The sequence below is a fragment of the Bacillus sp. N1(2025) genome, assembly GCF_053470005.1.
The window spans coordinates 84,022-104,458 of the sequence record NZ_JBLTJB010000002.1; the positions used below are offsets into that span (position 1 = coordinate 84,022).

Sequence of the window (20,437 nt, forward strand, 5' to 3'; positions counted from 1 at the left end):
GAAGGGGAAGCGAAAAAAATAAACACAGGCTGATACATCTAAGGAGAGACTGCATCATGGATAAGTTGAAAGGCATCAAGGTGCTGATTGTAGACGACGAGCCCGCCATCATTGATTTTTTAACGATGGGGCTTGTCAATGAAGGGTTTGAAGTGATGTCCGCGGCAGACGGGATGTCGGCGATGAATCTTGTGAAAACATTTCAGCCTCATATTGCCGTTTTGGACGTGATGATGCCGGGAATGGATGGGCTTGAGCTGTCAAGGATGCTTAAGAAAACAAGCAATACCGCCATCATCATGCTGACCGCGAAGGATGAAGTAGAGTTTCGCGTAAAGGCGCTGATTGAAGGCGCTGATGATTACATGATCAAACCGTTCAGCTTTGAGGAGCTGCTTGCCAGAATTTACGCAAGAATCCGCAACCAGTTTCCGCATCTTTTCGATGAGGTGGTGCTCGGCCCCTTCCGAATCGATGACCGGAGCAGAGAGATTTTTTACAATGAACAGCCTTTGAAGCTGTCCGCCACCGAATATGAACTGCTGAAATGTTTAGTGCTCCACCACGGAACGGTTCTCAGCAAAACGAGGATTCTCGATCAGGTATGGGGCTATGATTTTTACGGGGAAGACAATATCGTCGAGGTGTACATCCGTTCTTTGCGCGAAAAGCTGAAGGACAAAGAACACAAGGTGATTCGCACGGTTCGGGGCGCCGGGTACAGGGTGGATCTGGCATGAAACGGCTGTACAGAACCCTGCGATTCCAGCTCCTGTTCAGGTCACTGGCGATTTTGGCCTTGCTGTTATGTTTCATCGGCGGCACTCAGTACATGTTTATGACACGGACGATGTATGAAAATCAGGCGATCAGCATTCAGAGTTATATCAATTCAATGGATCAAAGCGTATGGAGGTCAATCAAAACCCTTGCCCGTTCCGAAACATCGGCTCATCCGAATTTGATTTACCCCGGGGTGACGGTTGCTTTTATCAATCAATCATACAAGATGTCTGTTTTATCAGAAGACCCGCACGCGGGGGCCGCTCCTTCTTTTCCGAAAAAAGTGTATCAGGATGCGCTGACAGATACAATGGCGCTTCACTATCAGGTGGCTCACAATAAGGCGGGTGAGGAAATCATCGTCGTGTTTCAGGCGATTTCCGTTGACGGCAGGCAGGCGGGAGTTGTGCAGATGAGCACGCTGACCCAGCCTCTGAATGATTCGCTTTTCCGCCAGATCAGCATTTTCGCGGTGCTTTCCTTTGCGGCTTTGGTCATCGGACTGTTTGTTTTCTTGCCGGTGATCCGGCTCACACTCAAGCCGCTGTCCCGCATTGTGCGTATGATGGGTGACATTAATGCCGGCAGTCTCGATAAACGGCTGCCGATCGATAGGAAGCAGGCCGAAATTGAGTCATTGGGCATCTCCATCAATCAGATGCTGGAACGGATTGAAACCTCTTTTCAGGCGGAAAAAGAAGCGAAGGAACGAATCCGGCAGTTTGTATCAGACGCATCACATGAGCTGAGAACGCCGCTTACCTCCATTCACGGCTTTATCGAAATTTTAATGCGCGGAGCGGCGGAGAAGCCGGAGCAGAAAGAAAAAGCGCTTCAAAGCATGTACGCGGAATCCGCCAGGGCAAATAAGCTGATAGAGGATCTTCTGTTTCTCGCGAAGATTGACCGGGTGCCGAGCTTTGAAATGAAAAAAGGCGCATTGGGAGACGTCATTTTGGAAATGGAGGCTCAGTTGAAGCTGCTCGCGAGAAACCGGAAGCTCGAGTTCTTTGTCGATCAAAAGATAGAATCCGTTTTTGACAAAGACAAAATGAAGCAGGTCATTCTCAATCTATTTTACAATGCGGTGCAGCATACGGATGAAGACACGGGTGTCATCACCGTCTCCCTGCAGAAAGACGGAGGAATCATGCTTATGATTGCGGATAACGGAACGGGAATCGCTCCGGAGCATGTGCCTCATTTGTTTGACCGGTTTTACAGGGCGGAAACCTCCCGATCCCGTCAATCCGGCGGCGCGGGGCTGGGTCTTGCCATTACCAAAACCATTATCGACAGCCATAACGGAACAATTGAAGTGAAAAGTGAGCAGGGAAAAGGCTCCGTGTTCATCATCCGGCTGCCGGGATAAACCGGGAAGCAGGAAGAAATATCACAATTTATATATAAATTCTAAATTTTCAAAAAATAACTTGTCCTTTTCCAATATTGATGATAATATCTAGTTATTGGTAAAGGGGGTGTGTACTGATGAAGATTGAAGAACTTGATCTTGATACAGAAACAGCAAGCTTGGTGCATCGCTGCTAGTAAAGCCGTGACTCCCCTCATTGGGGAGTTATTATCTTTCAGGGGGTATGTCATGATGTCAACTGACTGTAAGCGCTGGAAGTTTAAAGACAGCGTGCAGGTGCTGACCTACACGGCGCATATTATCATTCAATATCGAAAGGCGATTAAGCTTGCGCATACGAGTGAGATCAAAGAGGCGGTTGAACGGCTGATCACCGGCTGTGAAAAACAAGAGCTTTCTGATCTTCTGGGAGAGGAAGCGGGAAACCAGTTTTTCGATGCGTTAATGAAATTGGATGCTTTAATAGAGCCATGGCAAAACGGCCGTGAAGGCCGCATCACTGAAAAGCAGCTGTACCATTTTGAGAAATACAACCAAAACCCCAATCTGATCCAAAACAGATTAGACGGCAGCAGGGCAGCGATCGTGGGTCTGGGGGGCGTCGGAACGATCATTCTTCAAAACCTTTTGGCGGCGGGCATGCAGCATTTTATTCTCATTGATTTCGATGCCGTATCAGTACATAACCTGAACAGACAATTCGTCTATAATAAATCTTCTGTAGGCAAATTAAAGATCTCAGAATGCAGAGATTATATTGCGGGTATCAATCCCCATGCGGACGCAGCACTTTACCATCAGGAAATTACACAGCCGCAGGACCTGCGTGTGTTAGATCCGTACGAAATTGATATCGTCATAAATGCCGCTGACAAACCCCATAACATTTCTGAATGGGTTTACCGGTATTGTAAGGAGCGGAATATCGCGTTTATGACCGGGGGTGTCGGCAGCTTCAGCGGCCAATGGGGGCCTCTGCTCACGCCTGAATCCTATCAATCCGGCGTCACTTATGAAAAAAACATGCCGGCCGGACTTCTGAACTGTTACCCCGATGAACCGATCAAAGGTTCCTTAGGAGCGACAAACGGTATTATATCCTCGTTTATGTCTCATGACATTATCACATACCTTGCAGGCGGAAGCCCGAAATCCCTGAATACCCGCATCGGCCTGGACTTTGACGGCCTTCATATTACAGAAACGAAGCTTTCTCAAAAGGAAAGCGCTTTATGAAGACGATACATCGTACGGCGAGAAAACCGGGCGACCCTCTGAAAATAGAAATCGACACAAGCCCGATACGCTTGAACCCATTAGATACGCAGGATTACACAAGCAAGATGATTTGCAGCATTATGTATGAAAGCCTGCAGGACGGCTATAACTGCCGGATCATCCGCAAAGATCCCCGCACCTGTCAGGTGGACATTCACCCGGACTATTTAGGTGACGCCGAGGGTGTGGTTCAAACGATCATCTATCATCTGACGAAAGAAAATCAAAGCCCCCATCTCGGCAGTTTCCTGAACATAAAACAGGCCGTTCCGTATGTAAAAGGCCTCGTCTCATCCGATCAGCTCGGGGTGAACGTAACGGGCGAAAAACGCTTTGAAGTCACCTTGGACGAGCCGTCTGATGAAATAGAATCCGTTTTGCAGAGCAGCTTTCTGATTCCGGCGACCGCCGGGGGCGATGTGCCGGAAAACGGCCCGTACCGATTCAAGCGTACGTTTGAGAAGGGGCTGGAATTTGAGCGGAATCCGCAATATAAAATGACGCCCGCGGATCACCGCACGGTTCAGACCATCCAATTTATTTTAAATGATGATCTGGAAAAAAGCATCGGGCTGTACGAAGCGAATCAAACGGACGTGACCTGCCACACCCAGTTTCATCATTCAAACATGAGGTATCGGCAATATGCTGATTTTAAAGAAAATCATTTGCCGATGTTATTTACCTTCAAGGTAAAGGACGACATGCTAAGAACTTTCATTCAGCATTATTTTGATAAACAAAAGCTGGCCGGGGATTTGGGGCATATCATCACACCGACTGATTCACTGATCGGTATATGGGAAAGCGGGAGGACACCGCAGAAAGATCCGCCCCTTTTGACAAAAGAAGAACCGATCCGAATCGTTTATGCCGATTATTATCCCAACGGAGAGATCATTGAAAGGCTGGCTGATCTGTTTCGGCGGGCCGGAGCGGACGTATCCGTCTCCCAGGTCGGTCATTTCAATGATTATTACCATATGGATAAAAGCGGGTTTGATATTGAACTCCATTTGTTCCTGCCGGCTTACATGCATGAGCTGAGCTATATCAAATATTTCATCCGCGACATCAGCGATCCGGAGAAGAAAAAAACGATCATTGATGCCATAGGATCTGAAAAAAAGAAGGAACTTTTTGGGTTATTCGAGAATACAACTCATTATTGCCCAATTTGTTTTGGGAAAAGTCTGTATCTGCAAGATCCATGTATAGAGGGTTTTAGTGTAAAGACTGACGGGCTCCTTTCTGTTCATGATGTTAAATGCAGATAGCTGGAAAGGGGTATTCATTTGCGGAATCGAAATTTGCTTTACTTCTCCGGTTTTTTCGGAAACTTCTTTTTCGAACGGGGAATTTGGATTTTATATTTAACAAGCATGAATTATTCATTGTTTCTTGTGGGCATCCTGCAATCGGTCCTGAATTTGGCGATGTTTCTGGCGGAAGTGCCGAGCGGCGTCATCTCGGACAGAATCGGGAGAAAAAAATCGCTCTTGCTCGGCCATTTTATGGTCATTATCTATTTGGTGATGTTCCTGAGCTTCCATAACTTCATCGCCCTCTTCATCGCCCATATTATATACGGTATCGGGCTGACGTTTATATCAGGAACGGATCACGCCTTTTTGTTTGATTCACTGAAAGAACAAGGGAAAGAAAAGTGGTACGGCAAATCCATCGGAAACTATAACGGACTTGTCATACTCGGTCTTGCGATTGCCATGGGCATCGGCGGCTACTTGCAGGAAATATCATGGTCGTATGTGTTTATCGCCGGGATTGTCACTCAGCTGATTGCGATGGCGGTCATTACACAGCTGACGGAAATCAAATTTGAAAACAGTGAACACGAAACGCAGACGGTCGGTGACATCTTAAAAGAAGTCAAAGATTTCTTCAGGCTGAACAAAGCCTTTAAATATCTGGTGCTGTCACTCTCCGTTTTCTTTGCGATTACATCGGTTTTTTATATGTACGGACAAGATTTGTTAAGTCAGGAAGGGCTGTCCGTGCGCAATATATCCATTATTTTTGCGGGACTGTCCATCTTGCAGGCGCTGTGCTCCATCTTTTCTTCAAAGCCGGCGGAAAAATTCACGCCGAGGCGCGTGCTTCTGCTGACATTCTGCATCATCGGGGCGGCCTATCTGTTTATACCTTCGGGCAGTCTGTACGTGACGATTGCAGCTTTTGTCGTCATTAACGCGCTCTATGATGTGATAGAACCCGTATCCAGTCAGGTGGTGAATAATGAGATTCCGTCCAGAACGAGAGCAACGCTGCTGTCCATTATCAGTTTGATGACCTCGCTCTTCATGTTCATTGCCTTTCCGTTTATCGGATTCTTAACGGACTATTTTGATTCAGCTTTGCTGCTGACCGCAATCGGGGTATTATCCATCTTATTGTCGCTGTTTATGATGCTCAGCTTTTACAAACTGAAAGCGAGCGTCGCCATCCAGAATAAAGTCGAGCTTTGAACCAGAATGACAAAGGGATGATGTGAGTTGCTGAATATTCATAATCTTACGGTAAATTTAGCGGGAGATACCATTTTCAAACAAGTTTCTTTTTTCATCAATGAAGGCGAAAAAGTGCTCGTGGCCGGGCCGAACGGTTCCGGCAAAAGCACGCTGTTCAGGGTGCTTTCCGGAGAGCTTGAGGCAGATGAAGGAACGATTGCGATCAACAAAGGGGCGAAGGTCGGTTTGCTGAAGCAGATCGCTGATCCCCATGAGGATCTGACGTTGTATCAATATCTGGAAAAATCGTTTGAAGCTCTCGCGGCGATCCAGAAGGAAATGAAGGCCATTGAGCTGAAGCTTTCGGAACCGATGAGTGATGACGAGCTGACTGCTTTATTGGAAAAGTACAGTCAATACACGGAAACATTTGAGCGGAACAACGGCTACCAGATGCATGCGATGATTGACGAGGTATGCAACGGGCTCAGCCTCAGCGAATTAAAGGATCAGCCGTTTTCAAAGCTGAGCGGCGGCGAAAAGACAAAAGCCGGCCTTGCTGAAATTTTAATCCGCAACGACGACGTTATACTGCTGGACGAGCCGACCAACCATTTGGACGTCCATGCGATTGAGTGGCTTGAAGGGTTTATTAAAAAATCGAACAAAACCATTCTGTTTACGACCCACGATAAAACGTTTGCCGACCAAACGGCGATGAAGGTGCTCGAGATTGACGATACCGAGGTGAAGATTTGGCCTTACGGATTCAGCGAATATTTGAAAAAGCGGGAAGAATTCATCATCGCCCAGTTTGAGAAATATGAAGAACAGCAGAGAAAAATACAGAAGATGAAGGAATCCATCGCCCAGCTGAGAGATTGGGCCAACCGCTCGAATCCGCCGTCTGTCGGCCTGCACAGACGCGCGAATAATATGGAAAAGGCGCTGAAAAGGATTGAGCTGATCAATAAGCCGGTCCGGACGGAGCAAAAATTAAAAAACGCATTTCAGGAAGCGGGCGCCGGTTCAAAAGATATTGTGTTCATTGAAAACGGAAAGGTGACCAACGGATCTTCCCTTTTATATCAAAATGTGAACCTGCGCATAAAGCATAAAGACAGAATCGGCATCGTCGGCAGAAACGGCGTCGGCAAAACAACGCTGATCCGCTGCATCATCGGGGAAAGAGAACTGTCGGACGGCACCATTAAAGTGGGGGAAAATCTTAAGATAGGCTACATTGATCAAAAGAGCCACGTCGGAGATTCGAGTCAGACGATTCTGCAATTCTTTAAAGAAAATCTGCTGACTGAAGAGGGCATGGCCCGGAATATGCTGGCCAAGTACGGATTTTACGGGTCGTCGGTCTTTAAAAAACTTTCCGTCCTGTCGGGCGGTGAAAGAATCAGGCTGAAGCTGTCCATCTTAATGGAAAAAAAGCTGAATGTCCTGATCCTGGATGAGCCGACCAACCACTTGGATATTGAATCACAGGAAATTCTCGAAAACAGCCTGATGCAGTTTCAAGGCACCATCATCTGCGTTTCTCACGACAGAAACCTGCTGGAGAAGTTCAACAAGATTTTCTGGCTTGAGAATCAAAACGTCACCATCTTTTCAGGTCCATACAGTTACGCCAAACAAAAAAAACGGCAGATTGCCGAATAAAAGGGGAATGGATATGACCATTGACAGACTGACAATCAATGAGTTATCGTACGATCTTTTTGTAAGCGAGTATGCTGATAAGAAACCTTTTATTTTGACGGGGGCAATGGATCACTGGGAATGCAGGCCGTGGACGCTTGAATACATTGACGAACACTATGGAGACAGAATGGTCACCATCCGGAAATCAGATATCGAAGGGGTCAAAACGTTTAAACAAGTAAAGCTTTCCAACTATATCGAGTACATTGATCAGAATGATGACAAATGGTACTGTGACTGGAATTTTACGCAGCTGAACCAAAATGACTTAGACCTTGTCTATTCCGCACCCGAGTATTTTACAAAAGACACATTGAGAGCGGATGAAGAAACGGGACGGGACTGGAAATGGTTCTTTCTCGGTTCTAAGCAGACAGGCACGCCGCTGCATCAGGATTTTAACAATACGCACGCGTGGAACGGCGTCATTTTCGGGGAGAAGGAATGGATCTTCTATCATCCGGACGACTCTCCGTATTTATACGAAGGAAATATCAATGTCTTTGATGAAAAAGACATTGAGCAAAAACCGCTGGTGCAAAAGGCGTCTCCGATCCGCTTCAGACAAAAGGCGGGAGAAATCATTTACGCGCCGCGCCATTGGTGGCATCAAGTCGAGAATACGGAACATACATTGGCAGTGAGTGAGAACTTTTGGTTTACCGGAGAGCGGCTTGCCAATCAGATATAACCTGACGAAAGGCTGAGGATCATCTCAGCCTTTTTTTGTATGGATTCATTTCATCCGGTCCAGACCGAATTTTTTCAGGCGGTATTGCAGGCTCTGTCTGCTGATTCCGAGCTCGTTTGCCGTTTTGGATATGTTATTGCCGTGTTTTCTCAGGGTTTTTTCGATCATGTATTTTTCGAAGTTTTCCATTTTGTCTTTTAAATCGGTGCCGGGCTGGGTGCTTGCGGCGGCTTTAGTTTCCGTGTCAGCGGGTTTGATTTTCATCCGGTATTGGTAAGGCAGGTGGGCCGCCGTAATCGTCGTTTCATCCGTCATAAAGTTCATGGCGCCTTCAATCATATGTTCAAGCTCGCGGATGTTGCCCGGCCAGTCATATTCCAGGAAGAATCGCTGCACATCGTCACTGATCGAATCGACATGCATTTGGAACAGGTGGTTGTTTTTCTGGATAAACACTTCGGCCAGAGGCAGAATGTCTTCCTTGCGCTCCCGGAGCGGGGGAATGATCAGCGTGACAACGCTTAAGCGGTAGTATAAATCTTTGCGCAGCCGCTCTTCTGAAATGGCGGTGATCGGGTCTTCATTCATCGTGGCGATGATGCGGACGTCAATCGGTTTGTCCTGAGCTGATCCGATGCGCCGGATTTTCTTTTCCTGCAGGGCGCGGAGCAGTTTTGCCTGCAGGCTGAGATTGAGAGAGTTGATCTCATCAAGGAGCAGGGTGCCTCCCTGCGCCTGCTCAAATAAGCCGGGCTGGTCGATGGCTCCGGTAAAGGCGCCTTTTTTCGTGCCGAATAAAATACTTTCGACCAGACTATCCGGCAGGGCGGCGCAGTTTTGTGAGATGAACGGGGCGCCTGAGCGCTGGCTGCCGTTGTGAATGCTTTGGGCGAACAGTTCCTTGCCCGTTCCCGTCTCGCCGGCCAAAAGCACGGACGATGACGTACGGGTTGCCCGTTTCGCGTTTTCGATGACTTCCCGAATGACCGGGCTGTTGCCGAGAATGCTGTCAAACGTGTAGCTGTTCTGTTCTTTCCTGTGCATGTTCTCCCTGATCAGCCGTTCGAGCTTGGTGACGTCCTTGGCGATCTCCACGGCGCCCTTGATCTCGCCGTTTTGCACAATCGGGAAGGTGTGGTTGATCGTCGTGATTTCCTGGCCTTTGTTATTAAAATAGCTTTGCTTCACGTTTTTAATCGTTTTGCCTTCTTGAAGGGCCTGAACGAGCGTGCTGTCCTGCTGATTGGAAAACATAAATACATCAGTCAGGTTTTTATGCAGGACGTCCCGTTCATCCATATCTTCAATCTGCATCATTTTCTTATTGTAAATGACGGTGCTGCCCTTCTCGTCCACCACATGCAGCCCGACATCAATCTCTTCCAGAATGCTTTGTAACACGAGTGTGTAAAATTCGCTGGTTGTGTGCAGGTCAATTCCCCCTCTCAATCGTCTTAACATTCATTATTTTAAAATAAATCGAACGGAAAACGCAAAAAAATTTTGCGCTTGAACGATATTTAAAAATAAATGGAAATTTAGTTAATAAAACCATTGACTTTTTTAGGAAAATGGTTGATATTTAGATATATACTTAAATATCTAAATCATGTACGTATGAGAGGGGGAAAGTTTTTGAATAAAGCTTTTAAAGCACTGGCCGATCCTACAAGGAGAAGAATTTTGGACTTATTAAAGAAACAAGACATGACAGCTGGTGAAATTGCGGAACACTTCGACATGTCAAAACCCAGTATTTCTCATCACCTTACCATATTGAAAAATACTGATTTGGTTCACGATGAGAGGAAAGGCCAATTTATTATGTATTCATTAAATACCACTGTATTACAGGATCTTATAGGCTGGTTCTTTTCTCTGACTGATTCAGAACATGATAATAAGAAAGGCGGGGAATCATGAAAAAATATCTCTTTTCAGCAGGAATCATAGTTTTAACTGTTTTCACATGGGCTTTCACATATTCATCTTTACCGGACAATTTGGCGACACACTGGGGATTAAACGGAAGCGCAAATGATTACACTTCTAAATTTAATGCAATGGTGATGCTTATTGGCATCATGATTATTCAATATATTTTAATGGTTATCATCCCTAAGATTGATCCTAAAAATAACTACAAAACATTTATCCGGCCATATATGGCTATATTTAATACATTGTTTGCGGTTCTGTTTGTCATTAATCTGATGACCATCTTGACCGGCCTGGGATATGATCTCCCTATATCTTATTTAGGAAACTTTATAGTGGGAGTCATTTTCATGGTGTTTGGAAACTTTATTCAGAAAGTTAAGCCTAATTACTTTTTAGGGATAAGAACGCCTTGGACGCTGAGCAGTGAAAGAGTTTGGAAAGATACACACAGGGTTAGTTCGAAAATTTTTGTCTTAGCGGGCATACTCATGATGCTTGCAGCTTTTTTGCCGCCGGTGTATAGAGTGTCAGTCATTTTCATTGCGGCAATCGGCTGTATTATATTATCTTTACTATATTCTTACATTGTATATCAGAGACAATTGAATAAATAACTGTTGAGTAGGAGCAATCTAATTGGATTGCTCCTATTTTGTCAGCGGAAAACGCAAAAAAATTTTGCGCTTGGCTGAAGTTTGCACGCAAACTGCCGGAAAATTTTGCGTGAAAAGAAAGAATGCTGGCGAAACATCCCGTTTTTTCGGATTGGCACGGAACTTGCTTTATAAAAAGGGAAAGCAAGATCTAATGTTGAATGATTACAAAACAAGGGGGAATCAGATTATGTCAGCTTTCACAAAATCTCAAGAAATTATCAGCCAAACTTCACATTACGGCGCGAACAACTATCATCCTCTGCCGATTGTTATTTCCGAGGCGCAGGGTGTTTGGGTAAAAGACCCTGAAGGTAATCAATATATGGATATGCTGAGTGCTTATTCTGCGGTGAACCAGGGGCACAGACATCCGAAGATCATTCAGGCGCTGAAGGATCAGGCGGATAAAATCACTCTGACGTCACGCGCGTTCCATAATGATCAGCTCGGTCCGTTTTATGAGAAAACAGCCAAGCTGACCGGAAAAGATATGATTCTGCCGATGAATACGGGGGCGGAAGCCGTTGAATCCGCTGTCAAAGCGGCGAGACGCTGGGCATATGAGGTCAAAGGAGTAGCGGATAACCAGGCGGAAATCATTGCGTGTATCGGCAACTTCCACGGCAGAACGATGCTTGCGGTATCCCTTTCTTCAGAAGATGAGTATAAACGCGGTTTCGGACCTATGCTTCCGGGTATAAAATTAATTCCATACGGAGACGCAGAAGCGCTGCGCCGGGCGATCACGCCGAACACAGCCGCTTTCTTATTCGAACCGATTCAGGGAGAAGCGGGCATCGTCATTCCGCCGGAAGGATTTTTACAAGAAGCGGCAGCCATTTGTAAGGAAGAAAATGTACTTCTGATCGCTGATGAAATTCAGACGGGACTCGGCCGCACAGGGAAAACATTCGCGGTTGACTGGGAAAATATCGTACCGGATATGTTCATCTTAGGCAAAGCGCTCGGCGGGGGCGTCTTCCCGATTTCGTGCATTGCGGCGAACCGTGACATTCTCGGCGTGTTTAACCCGGGTTCCCACGGCTCGACTTTCGGCGGAAACCCGCTCGCTTGCGCAGTATCGCTCGCATCTCTTGAAGTCCTTGAGGAAGAAGGACTGGCAGAGCGTTCCCTTCAGCTTGGCCGTTATTTTAAAGAAGAGCTTGAGAAAATTGATAACCCGATCATAAAAGACGTGCGCGGTCGCGGCCTGTTTATCGGCGTTGAACTGACAGAAGCGGCCCGCCCGTACTGTGAAAAGCTGAAAGGCGAAGGGCTTTTATGCAAAGAAACACATGATACCGTGATCCGTTTTGCACCGCCTTTAATGATTTCCAAGGAAGACTTAGACTGGGCGATCCAAAAGATCACAAACGTGCTTCAAAACGCGTAAAACCTTGATGCGGCAATGCTTTCCCTCGGCTTGTATGGAATTTACAAATAAAAAATTCAGCACACTCTATTTGCGCGGCGACAGTATTTTAGTATAATGTATCTTTATGTACGAAAATGAATTTAATATAACATTCATATACAAATAGAGGCTCTTTGGACAGCAAATCGGTTTCAAAGCACCGGCTTGGTTCCAATACAAGTTGCTGAAGGGGTGCAGAATAGTGAATACAAATCAAAAAGAGAATCAGCTTCAGCGCACAATGAAATCACGCCATTTGTTTATGATTTCATTAGGCGGAGTGATCGGCACCGGGTTTTTCCTGAGTACCGGATTTACAATTAACCAGGCGGGACCGCTGGGCGCGGTTCTGTCTTATCTGGTCGGCGGCTTTATTATGTTTTTGACCATGCTCTGCTTAGGCGAGCTTGCGGTTGCCCTTCCCGTATCAGGGTCGTTTCAGACGTACGCAACCAAATTCATCAGCCCCGCTTTCGGTTTCGCATTCGGCTGGCTGTACTGGCTCGGCTGGGCGGTGACATGCGCCATTGAGTTTTTATCTGCGGGACAATTGATGCTCCGCTGGTTTCCGCATGTTCCCGTATGGGTGTGGTGTCTCGTGTTTGTCGGACTGATGTTTCTTTTGAACGCCATTACCACAAAAGCGTTCGCTGAGTCGGAATTTTGGTTTTCCGGCATTAAAATTGTAGTCATTCTGCTGTTTATTATTTTGGGCGGCGCCGCCATGTTCGGCCTGATTGACATGAAACACGGCGAGCAGGCTCCTTTCTTCTCTCATTTTTATGAGGATGGATTGTTTCCGAACGGCATTAAGGCTATGCTTATTACGATGATTACCGTAAACTTCGCGTTCCAGGGAACGGAGCTGATCGGGGTTGCTGCGGGAGAAAGTGAAAATCCCGAGAAAACGATTCCGCGCTCTATCCGGCAGACGGTATGGAGAACGCTTGTCTTTTTCGTTCTCTCCATCATCGTCATTGCCGGCATGATTCCGTGGAAGCAGGCGGGAGTGGTCGAAAGCCCGTTTGTCGTGGTGTTTGAACAAATCGGTATTCCATATGCCGCCGATATTATGAACTTTGTTATCTTAATTGCGCTGCTCTCAGTGGCCAACTCAGGCCTGTTTGCATCGACGCGTATCTTATATGCCATGGCGAACGAAGGACAAGCCTTTAAATCGCTCGGCAAAACAAATAAACGCGGGGTGCCGATGAACGCTCTGATCGTGACGCTGGCCGTCGCCTGCCTGTCACTGCTGTCTAAAGTGGCAGCGCCGGAAACCGTTTATATGTTTCTCTTATCATTAGCCGGACTAAGCGCGCAGGTCGGCTGGATCACGATTTCCCTGTCACAGCTGATGTTCAGACGGAAATACATCCGCGAAGGCGGCAAAGTGGAAGACCTGAAGTTTAAAACACCGCTGTACCCGGTGCTGCCTATTATCGGGCTGACGTTAAACACGGTCGTTCTGATCAGCCTCGCATTTGATTCAGAACAGCGGCTCGCCCTTTATTGCGGCATCCCGTTCATGGCGGTGTGCGTTATCGTCTATCATCTGTATGTAAAAAAGCATAAGCAGTCAGAAAAACAGATAGAGCTTTAAATCTTTTCGTGTCCAAGTCATCTTTGAGAAACCCGCACAGGACAACATACAACATGTTGAGGTGGAAAAACGGATGAACAAGAATATCTCAGTTATTGGAATGCCGATGGATTTAGGACAAGCACGACGCGGAGTGGACATGGGCCCGAGCGCCATCCGCTACGCGCATCTCATTGAACGGTTATCTGACATGGGGTATGCGGTGGAAGACTTAGGCGACATCCCCGTCAATCGTGAAAAACTCAAAAATGATGAAGAGCTGAAAAATCTGAACTCTGTGCTCTCGGGGAACGAGCAGCTCGCCCAAAAGGTGGACAGCGTCATTGAGAATGAGCGGTTCCCTCTCGTCTTGGGCGGCGATCACAGCATCGCGATCGGAACGCTGACAGGAACGGCAAAGCACTATAAACAGCTCGGCGTCATCTGGTATGACGCGCACGGCGACTTAAACACCCTGGAAACGTCGCCGTCAGGCAATATTCACGGAATGCCGCTGGCCGTCAGCCTCGGCGTCGGGCACGACACGCTGGTGAATCTGGGCGGGTATGCCCCGAAAATCAAGCCGGAGAACGTCGTCATCATCGGCGCGAGATCGCTTGATGAAGGCGAGCGTGAATACATTAAGGAAACAGGCATGAAGGTCTATACGATGCATGAGATTGACCGCCTCGGCATGACAAAGGTCATTGAAGAAACTATTGACTACTTGTCAGACTGTGACGGCGTTCACCTCAGCCTTGACCTCGACGGCCTTGATCCGAGCGACGCACCCGGCGTAGGCACGCCTGTCGTCGGCGGCATCAGCTACCGTGAAAGCCACTTGGCAATGGAAATGCTGTATGATGCCGACATCATCACTTCAGCTGAATTTGTCGAAGTCAACCCGATCCTCGATCACAAAAACAAAACCGGCAAAACAGCGGTCGAGCTGGTAGAATCTTTGTTGGGAAAAAAACTATTATAAAATATGAGCCTCCGCACCTGCGGGGGTTTTTTTGTTGCCATGAGGAAACTAGAGGGCTTTCACCCTCTTTTTGGAACTGTAAATATGATATATTTATTACACAAAATGGGAAAGGGAGGTGTCCTGACAGATGGCTGAGGTGATGGCCCACGAAACAGTTGCGAAAAAAATCAGTGACTGGTATGAGGAAATCAAAAAGCACAACACCGAATCGGCTGAGGCGTTAAGAGAACAACTGCTTACGGATCTGCAAAATATGACACAAAATCAAACGGTGCTCCTTTATTTTAATTTAATTGATTCCCGCTATAAGCTTTTAATGGAAGAGTATGAGAAAACAGACGGCATTTTAAAAACGATCCAGCTGAACGCCGATAAAGAAAAAACAGACCAGATGATTCAATACTATTATTATTTCTTTTCCGGAATGCACGAGTTTTACCGTAAACGGTTTATGAACGCAATAAATTTTTACCGGATTGCTGAAAGCAGGCTCCGGCACATACCGAATGAGATTGAAAGAGCCGAGTTTAATTATCAAGTGGCGATTGCCTACTATGAAATCCGCCAAAACTACTTTGCAATGAACCACGCGGAAAAAGCGTTGGAGATCTACAAAGCCAATGAAATGTACGCGGTCAGAGAAGCACAGTGTTTAATGGTGATCGGCTGTAACAGAATGGACTTGTTTCACTACCAGAAAGCCGAAGAGCTCCTGCAGACGGCGGTTCATCAAGCCGCCAAAGCGGGCGATCCGCATATTGAGGCGCTCGCCCACTTTAACGCAGGCATTTGCTATGAAAGACAGGAAAAGCTTGAGGAGGCGCGGGTCGAGTTTGAAACGGCTCTCGATCAAAAGGAGCATTTGCAATCAGCATATTCGGTGCGGAGTCTGTACATGCTGGCCAGAGTGTTATTGAAACAGGAACAGACGGATGAGGGCCGGTTTTGGCTGCATAAAGCGCTGAATGCCGCTGAAGAAAAAAACGAGCCCGTATACACCCAAAAGCTGCGCATCTTACAGCATGTCTTTATTGACCAGAGTGAAGAATCGCTTGAATCAGCTTTCGCCGAGTTAAGAAGGAAAGAGCTGTGGAGTGACATTTCCGATTTGTCATATCAAGCCGCTGCGCATTTTAAAAAACAGGAGAATTACAAACTGGCGGCGAAGTATTTTCAGGAATCAATTGATGCCAATGACCAAATTTTGAGATTGACGGAGGGGATTCGTAATGAAAACATGTAAATTCATTGTACTCTCAGCAGCCTTGGCAAGTCTCATTTCGATTGGATTATTTGCGCAAACTGGTTCAACGGCACAAGCCGACCAAATCATAAAACCGGCGGAAAACGGAGCCTTCGGATAATACTGCATGATACCGCTTTCAGTCCGTGTTTTGTAAGGAGTGATTCAATGGCTATCACGCTGCAGCCGATGACAGGACAAGAATTTCAGTCCTATCTCGCCCATTCAACCGAGCATTACGCTGAAGAAAAGGTAAAAGCGGGAACATGGCTGCCTGACGAAGCGCCGGAGTTAGCGGAGCTGGCATTTGAAGACCTGCTTCCTGACGGCTTGGAGACGGCCGATCACTATTTATGGACGCTGACATTGGACGGAAAGGAAAATGCCGGCTGGCTGTGGCTGCACGCCGATCCGGACCACCCGCAGCAGGACGCATTTATTTATGATTTCGGCCTTCATCCGCCTTTCCGCGGCAAAGGCTATGCAAAAGAGGCACTCGCAAGGCTGGAGGACAAAGCCAAAGACCTGGGTGTCCGCAAGATTTCTCTCCATGTGTTCGCTCATAACGAAACGGCGCGGAAGCTGTATGAGAAGACGGGATTTCTGGAGACGGATGTCATCATGAGCAAAAAGCTGTCGTGAAAAGGGGCCCGCACGCTGGGCCTCTTTTGTTATTCATCTAACAATGTCATCATGTGTTCCGGATAACGCTCGCCGGCCGCGGTGCCGATCGGAAACATCTCATCCAAACGCGCCTTCACATCCTCGGGAAGCACAATGTCGAGAGCGGCGAGGTTCTCTTCCAAGTAGTGTTTCTTTTTTGTGCCCGGAATCGGAATGAGATCATCGCCGTTTGCGAAAACCCATGCGAGCGCAAGCTGAGGCGCGTTGATATTCATTTCCCGGGCAATGGCGGTAAGTTTTTGGACGAGCCCTATATTCACCGCCAAATTGTCTCCCTGGAATCTCGGCGTTCTTCTTCTGTAATCATCGGCATCCAGCTGATCGGTCGACGTCATCTTTCCGGAAAGAAAACCTCTGCCGAGCGGACTGTAAGGCACAAATGAGATGCCGAGCTCACGGCAGGCGGGCAGCACATGCTCCTCCGCTTCCCTGCTCCATAAAGAATATTCCGATTGAAGCGCGGCAATCGGGTGAATGCGGACGGCGCGCCTGATCGTTTCTGCGGAAGCCTCTGACAATCCGATAAATCTCACCTTTCCTTCGTCTATCAGCTCCTTCATGGCGCCGACAGTTTCTTCAATCGGCACCCGCGGATCAACCCGGTGCAGATAATAAAGGTCGATATAATCCGTCCCGAGACGTTTCAGACTGGCGTCACACGCTTTTTTCACATAATCGGGCCGTCCGTTAATTTCGATAAACTCACCCTTTTCGCTACGGACATAACCGAATTTCGTCGCGAGGCACAGCTCCTTTCTGAATGGGGCGAGCGCTCTGCCGACAAGTTCTTCATTCGCACCCAATCCGTATTGATCAGCCGTATCAAACAAATTCACGCCGAGATGAACGGCATGATGCAGGGTGGAAATCGACTCTTCCTCACTCTGGCTGCCATAGTATTCCGACATGCCCATGCACCCTAACCCCATTGCGGAAACCCGCATCGAACCGATCGTTCTGTCCTTCATATGTCCTCCCCCTTTCTTGTATGATAACCGGATTTCCTGATATTTGAAAATGATTTATGCGTATGATTTACATATTGTTATAAAATTTTTAAAAATCTGTAAATTGTATATTTTTTTATCACAATTTCGTCATATAATGAAAATGTGGAAAAATTATACTCAAAGAAAAGAGGCGAAGTCAATGTGTAAAAAGCTGTTCAAAGCCGTTCTCCCGTTTGCCCTGTCATTCACCATGGTTCTGTCGTTCTCCGGTTTGAATGTAAAAGCGAAAGAAACAGAAGCAGCCCGCTACGCAAAAGAAATCGCAGACCTTCAGCAGGGCACGACTCCTCAAGACGTTCTCCAATCCGCCAAAGAGCTTGCCAAACAGAAGCACGTTTCAACAGAAGCAATTCTCAAGCAGTTTCATCAAGAAATCACGGCAGACAAGGTGCAAGGAAATGTAATCGCTTCCAAAGAAGGGCTCTCTGCAATGGGCGGATCATCAGGCACAAAAAAACTTCCGAAAAGCACAAAAGGCAATATTTATTACACGAACTCATACACGGCTTATTACAACCACGGGCATGTCGGCATGTATTCATCCGCTGACAAAATTGTTGAATCCGTGCCGGGAGACGGCGTCCGCCAGATTGCTTATAACGGCAGAGAAGTCGAAGACAATTCAATCGTCCAGACCGTGAAAGTCACTGATGCCCAAAAACAATCCGCCGCTGACTGGGCCGTATCAAGAGTGGGTGATGAGTACTCCTTCAACTTCGTCAATAACAGAAATACGGGCCATGAAGGCGCCAAAAACTGCTCAAAACTGCTGTGGTCGGCATTCCTCTTAAAAGCCGGGATTGATATCGACTCTAACGGCGGCTTAGGCGTATACCCGCGCGACATCACAAGTTCGTCCTACACGGCCACGATTCTGACCATTCACTAAGGAGAACAACGTGAAAAAAATCATCTGGATACCCTTAGTGATCATCGCCGCCGCAGCGGTCTTATGCTTCTTCTATTTCCGCACGGAAGATCCTGCGGAGGTTGCGAGAGACACATTAAATGACCCTGATTTTCTGAAAGATAAAGAGGCGCTGCTGTATTTCTCCACTGCGGCTGACCAAGACACGTTCGGCGGCGGAAAAAGCTACGCCCTCTTCGCCGATGAAAAAGGGCGGCTCTCTTCTTATCACATGAAGGGGCTTGAGCTCGGATCGGCCAAAGTGCATGACGGCAGCGTGCTGCTGGAGGACAAAAAAGGAATCTACACCGTTCAGGGCGGCCTTCACACGTATAAAAGAGCGTACCAGCATACGGGAGACAGCGCGGGATATATCGAGCGGACGAAAGGCTTTTACACGCTGTATAATTCGGGCTACGAAAAGAGCGGCGGCAGCTATCGCTCAGAGCTGTACCGCCAGATTGACGGCAGGTGGAAGCAAGACGTCATCCCGCACTATATCCGCGCTTCAGGCTTTTTTAAAGATCATCTTTTCGCACTCACGCCGACAGATGACGAAAAAGGCTATCACGTCCAAGACATTGAGGCTGATAAAGAGAAACTCCATACAACATCAATCGCGACATGGACGTACAAAGAAGGCACGTCTGTCGAATCCCAGCTCGCCGCCGACGACAGCGCCATCTGCTTTGTCACCAGAGGGGAAAAAGCCGATCACATCTATCAAATGGTGAAAGTCATGAAAAACAGCGGCGCCATCAAAACGTATGACATCGCCGCTTATAAAAATGACGAACAGACGATCTATGACTCCATGCCGTTCAGCTTCAAAAAAAGCTTTTTCATGGAGCGGCGCAGCTTCTATTTCGTTGACGGCTTCGGAACCGTCTACCGCATCAACCCTGAGACCGGAAAAAGCAAAAAAGCCTTCAAGCTCCCCGCATCCCGAATGAAGGCCGACTTCAAGGAGCTGACCCATCAAAACGGAAAGCTGTATCTGTTTACGTACAGCTACAAAAAGCCCGCCAAAATCGAATCTTTCGACCTGAAAACGGGCAAAAAGCTGAACGACCTGACCATCCCAAACTTAAAAAACATTGTCACGCCGAAAAGCCATCTCAAGCTGTATGATGTGCAGGTGATGGGTGGATTTTGAAGAGTATAAACATTTCGGAAGAGCTTGCCGCTTTTGGTAAGCTTTTTATAATGAAACGTTACTGCAAGAAAGAAGGTGTTCATTTGAAATCATTCAGTCTCTTCTTATTGTTGTCCGTCATTTGTATAACCATTGTTTTTGTCATAATGAATATGTTGATTGGATACCCTGATGTGAGTAACGGGGCATTGATTATGATTGTATATATCGTTGTGCCCCTCATGATAAGGCTATATAACAAGAGAAAAGCCCACCGAACATAGAGATAGAGGAATTTGAATCGTAAAAGCAGAAGGCAGTCGGTGAAGGAGGGAGCCGATGAAGAAAAAGCTTGCCGCGGTGACCGTAACCATTCTCCTGGTTTCCGTGATAACCAACTCTTTTTTAAACGGCGGAAAGCCGGACTGGATAGATTATGCTCTACACCGCTGGCGTGTCTATTAGGAATTCTGTTCGTCCTTCGCTTAGAAAAAAGAGAAAACACGTAAAGAGCCGGATGCTGAAAACACCGGCTCTTTTTGCGCGTGATTTGCCGAATTGTGGATAAA

Annotated in this window: 20 protein-coding genes; 18 read left to right on the forward strand and 2 right to left on the reverse strand. The window is 47.0% G+C overall.

Annotated elements, in window-relative coordinates:
- Positions 1-56 precede the first annotated feature (56 nt).
- From ACNFN4_RS05320 to ACNFN4_RS05350, 7 genes are all read left to right on the forward strand, one after another.
- Positions 57-740: a response regulator transcription factor gene (locus tag ACNFN4_RS05320; RefSeq protein WP_014419337.1), complete on the forward strand. Its 684-nt coding sequence runs from the start codon at positions 57-59 to the stop codon at positions 738-740.
- Entirely contained in the window at positions 737-2,155 is a 1,419-nt protein-coding gene (locus tag ACNFN4_RS05325; protein WP_021494634.1) for a sensor histidine kinase, read from the forward strand. Before ACNFN4_RS05320 ends, ACNFN4_RS05325 begins: the two co-directional genes overlap by 4 nt.
- A 231-nt stretch (positions 2,156-2,386) precedes the next feature.
- Positions 2,387-3,394: a ThiF family adenylyltransferase gene (locus ACNFN4_RS05330; RefSeq protein WP_021494635.1), complete on the forward strand. Its 1,008-nt coding sequence runs from the start codon at positions 2,387-2,389 to the stop codon at positions 3,392-3,394.
- Complete coding sequence (locus tag ACNFN4_RS05335; RefSeq protein ID WP_061861704.1) at positions 3,391-4,713, forward strand: ABC transporter substrate-binding protein; 1,323 nt, start codon at positions 3,391-3,393, stop codon at positions 4,711-4,713. Before ACNFN4_RS05330 ends, ACNFN4_RS05335 begins: the two co-directional genes overlap by 4 nt.
- 18 nt (positions 4,714-4,731) lie before the next feature.
- Entirely contained in the window at positions 4,732-5,922 is a 1,191-nt protein-coding gene (locus ACNFN4_RS05340) for an MFS transporter (protein WP_012118887.1), read from the forward strand.
- Positions 5,923-5,949: 27 nt separating this feature from the next.
- Entirely contained in the window at positions 5,950-7,575 is a 1,626-nt protein-coding gene (locus ACNFN4_RS05345) for an ABC-F family ATP-binding cassette domain-containing protein (RefSeq protein WP_007614956.1), read from the forward strand.
- A gap of 13 nt (positions 7,576-7,588) precedes the next feature.
- Complete coding sequence (locus ACNFN4_RS05350; RefSeq protein ID WP_007407887.1) at positions 7,589-8,308, forward strand: cupin-like domain-containing protein; 720 nt, start codon at positions 7,589-7,591, stop codon at positions 8,306-8,308.
- Between the two features lie 45 nt (positions 8,309-8,353).
- On the opposite strand, the gene ACNFN4_RS05355 is transcribed toward ACNFN4_RS05350, so the two are convergent.
- A complete protein-coding gene (locus ACNFN4_RS05355) occupies positions 8,354-9,769 on the reverse strand; it encodes a sigma-54 interaction domain-containing protein (protein ID WP_050556574.1) in 1,416 nt (471 codons plus the stop codon).
- Between the two features lie 174 nt (positions 9,770-9,943).
- Between ACNFN4_RS05355 and ACNFN4_RS05360 the strand changes: the two genes are divergently transcribed.
- From ACNFN4_RS05360 to ACNFN4_RS05395, 8 genes are all read left to right on the forward strand, one after another.
- Positions 9,944-10,231, forward strand: coding sequence for an autorepressor SdpR family transcription factor (locus tag ACNFN4_RS05360; protein WP_015240946.1), 288 nt, complete (start codon positions 9,944-9,946; stop codon positions 10,229-10,231).
- On the forward strand, positions 10,228-10,863 hold the full coding sequence (locus ACNFN4_RS05365) for an SdpI family protein (RefSeq protein WP_021494638.1): 636 nt from the start codon (positions 10,228-10,230) through the stop codon (positions 10,861-10,863). Before ACNFN4_RS05360 ends, ACNFN4_RS05365 begins: the two co-directional genes overlap by 4 nt.
- Before the next feature lie 229 nt (positions 10,864-11,092).
- Entirely contained in the window at positions 11,093-12,298 is a 1,206-nt protein-coding gene (locus tag ACNFN4_RS05370) for an ornithine--oxo-acid transaminase (RefSeq protein ID WP_004393130.1), read from the forward strand.
- 223 nt (positions 12,299-12,521) lie between these two features.
- Complete coding sequence (locus ACNFN4_RS05375; RefSeq protein ID WP_021494640.1) at positions 12,522-13,922, forward strand: amino acid permease; 1,401 nt, start codon at positions 12,522-12,524, stop codon at positions 13,920-13,922.
- A 73-nt stretch (positions 13,923-13,995) separates the two neighbouring features.
- Positions 13,996-14,886 (forward strand): arginase, encoded by an 891-nt coding sequence (gene rocF / locus ACNFN4_RS05380; protein ID WP_007407883.1) that lies wholly within the window; start codon positions 13,996-13,998, stop codon positions 14,884-14,886.
- Positions 14,887-15,016: 130 nt separating this feature from the next.
- Positions 15,017-16,132: a response regulator aspartate phosphatase gene (locus ACNFN4_RS05385; protein WP_173613536.1), complete on the forward strand. Its 1,116-nt coding sequence runs from the start codon at positions 15,017-15,019 to the stop codon at positions 16,130-16,132.
- The gene (locus ACNFN4_RS05390) at positions 16,119-16,253 is read left to right on the forward strand and encodes a hypothetical protein (protein ID WP_004393139.1); all 135 of its coding nucleotides are present in this window, start codon (positions 16,119-16,121) and stop codon (positions 16,251-16,253) included. Before ACNFN4_RS05385 ends, ACNFN4_RS05390 begins: the two co-directional genes overlap by 14 nt.
- Before the next feature lie 47 nt (positions 16,254-16,300).
- Positions 16,301-16,774, forward strand: a complete 474-nt coding sequence (locus tag ACNFN4_RS05395; protein ID WP_021494642.1) for a GNAT family N-acetyltransferase — start codon at positions 16,301-16,303, stop codon at positions 16,772-16,774.
- A 29-nt stretch (positions 16,775-16,803) separates the two neighbouring features.
- On the opposite strand, the gene ACNFN4_RS05400 is transcribed toward ACNFN4_RS05395, so the two are convergent.
- Positions 16,804-17,784 (reverse strand): aldo/keto reductase, encoded by a 981-nt coding sequence (locus tag ACNFN4_RS05400; protein ID WP_448200039.1) that lies wholly within the window; start codon positions 17,782-17,784, stop codon positions 16,804-16,806.
- Positions 17,785-17,965: 181 nt separating this feature from the next.
- Here ACNFN4_RS05400 and ACNFN4_RS05405 point away from each other — a divergent pair, with 181 nt between their 5' ends.
- From ACNFN4_RS05405 to ACNFN4_RS05415, 3 genes are all read left to right on the forward strand, one after another.
- The gene (locus tag ACNFN4_RS05405; protein WP_103526435.1) at positions 17,966-18,715 is read left to right on the forward strand and encodes a hypothetical protein; all 750 of its coding nucleotides are present in this window, start codon (positions 17,966-17,968) and stop codon (positions 18,713-18,715) included.
- Positions 18,716-18,725: 10 nt separating this feature from the next.
- Complete coding sequence (locus ACNFN4_RS05410; protein WP_448200040.1) at positions 18,726-19,889, forward strand: hypothetical protein; 1,164 nt, start codon at positions 18,726-18,728, stop codon at positions 19,887-19,889.
- 318 nt (positions 19,890-20,207) lie between these two features.
- Complete coding sequence (locus tag ACNFN4_RS05415) at positions 20,208-20,333, forward strand: hypothetical protein (RefSeq protein WP_448200041.1); 126 nt, start codon at positions 20,208-20,210, stop codon at positions 20,331-20,333.
- Positions 20,334-20,437 lie beyond the last annotated feature (104 nt).